This window comes from Marinimicrobium sp. UBA4209 (genome assembly GCF_002381585.1).
Classification (GTDB): Bacteria; Pseudomonadota; Gammaproteobacteria; order Pseudomonadales; family Cellvibrionaceae; genus Marinimicrobium; species Marinimicrobium koreense.
This window is the reverse complement of record NZ_DFTP01000064.1, coordinates 1-1,780: the sequence shown is the minus strand read 5'-3', so window position 1 is coordinate 1,780 and position 1,780 is coordinate 1. Positions and strand designations below refer to the sequence as shown.

Sequence of the window (1,780 nt, the reverse complement as noted above, 5' to 3'; positions counted from 1 at the left end):
GCCTTCTACCCTTATCACTTGATCTCGGGATTATGAAGCCCTTGGGGTCAATAGTGAGGATGTACGGGTCCGCTTTGTTAAACGAAAACTTCAAACGGTTATGACTCTGAACTTCTACATCTTCAAGTATTCCAGGCACCAGCGCGCTGGAAATTTCGATTTGATCTGTTACCTCAAAGTGCTGGTCGATCACTGTGATGTAAAGCGCCTCATCGTACGGTGAATCTGCCGTCGTCAAGATGAGGTGCCAGCCATTGGGAAGGGAAAACTGCTTCTCCAGCACCGAGCCTTTAACATTGACAGACTCTGGTCGCCGCGAAGTCGTTAAAATCGACGCATTTTGATTTATTGGTGTCAGATAAAAAAAGTCAAGTTCTTCCATTCTGTCGTTCCTTACGGACAGTTACCATTGCTCACTGCTGATGATTGTCACCTGCCGGGCCGATCCAGGAAAATAGGGAGGCATGCTAGACCATGAGTTGGGAGTTGGTTGATTTCAAGGTAACTGGTCCATGGCATCAGCGTGGTAAGCCGTTCATACAGCACATAATGTGATTTGTGTCACTCCGTAAGGGGTTGAACTCATTTGACCTCAGAGGTATTCTTTCACCGCAGTTTATCCTCCGATTTTAGCAGCTACAAATTAAAAGGAAATTAATTATGACGCCATCTGTTCTCCAGCATCTAGACGAGCTTCGCCCAGAAACGGGAATCAAAACCTTAGGCGATTTGATTGGCTTAAAAAGGTATCTGCAAAATTCCGGTCAAAAGCCCTTCCTTCTTGCCCACTCTAAATTTTTGAACGGCCGTTGGATTTATGAGCCATCGACTCCTGTCGAGAAACTGGCAATACAAGAGAATTGCGTCGCGCACCGAAAAGCGATGACATTACCCAGCGTCATAGAGAACAACTATACGTTCATGCTCAATAACCGCCTAATGGGCGGTCGAGATTACCCGCTTCTCACTTCCCTAGCAGGTGCAGGGGCAAGCTTTGTATCGGGTGGGGCAGGGCTTATCTTCAGTGCGGCGGCAACGGGAATCAGTCTGGGAAAAACCACGCATCGAATTTTGGCGCGCGGAGGAGATGAACTCTGGCAACGGGAAGAGATAGGTAAATCACGAATAGGCGCCTCCTTTGTTCCGGTTCATGTTGTTTCATATTTTTTGGTTGATCCTTTTCGTGGGGCAAATGATCGAAAAGTATGGCTGATACATGAAGAGCGACATGAGCTTGCCATGTAAAAGGAGGTGATGATGAATAGTGGTATAAAAACAAATGTTCGGGCTCTATCCATTTTCCTGCTGTTATCGGCAAACGCCTGTAATAGTGGAGCTACGAATGAAGAAAATAATCCTTATGATCGGCTTTGTTTGATCTATGAGGAAGAGCTTTCCGGCAGGGAGTCACCGGGACCGGAGGTCTTCCAGAGACTCTCTGACCGGGTTGATGAAGAGATTCCAGAGTTAGAAGAGCATACTGGCCATCTAGCCAATCTTCCCAAGAAGCGTTTCTACTCTACATTGAAAGACTTGGCGGAATATGAAACAGGAAGAGATTGGGAGTGTCGTTTTATTGCGGACTACTACCGTTAACTTGAATTAATCGCATTAACCTCATCAAGATTTATTTGCCTGGGCCGAGAGTGAGACCGAAGATTTATCGGGACTCTTTTTAGCTGTAATCCCCTCGCTTCACGTTTCAGAACGCTGATAAAAGCGTGGCTGGTAAACTGCGAACCCCGATCGCTGTTAAAGTGTAGTAGTTCAGACTTGATCT

Annotated in this window: 3 protein-coding genes; 2 read left to right on the top strand and 1 reads right to left on the bottom strand. The window is 46.3% G+C overall.

All coding sequences use genetic code 11. The features are described from left to right. Positions 1-382: hypothetical protein (locus B3187_RS09080; protein WP_286805900.1), on the bottom strand; the 382-nt coding region annotated here is incomplete at its 3' end. A 278-nt stretch (positions 383-660) separates the two neighbouring features. Here B3187_RS09080 and B3187_RS09075 point away from each other — a divergent pair. Both B3187_RS09075 and B3187_RS09070 read left to right on the top strand, forming a co-directional pair. After that, entirely contained in the window at positions 661-1,245 is a 585-nt protein-coding gene (locus B3187_RS09075) for a hypothetical protein (RefSeq protein ID WP_286805899.1), read from the top strand. 12 nt (positions 1,246-1,257) lie between these two features. Further along, complete coding sequence (locus B3187_RS09070; RefSeq protein WP_286805897.1) at positions 1,258-1,596, top strand: hypothetical protein; 339 nt, start codon at positions 1,258-1,260, stop codon at positions 1,594-1,596. Positions 1,597-1,780: the final 184 nt, after the last annotated feature.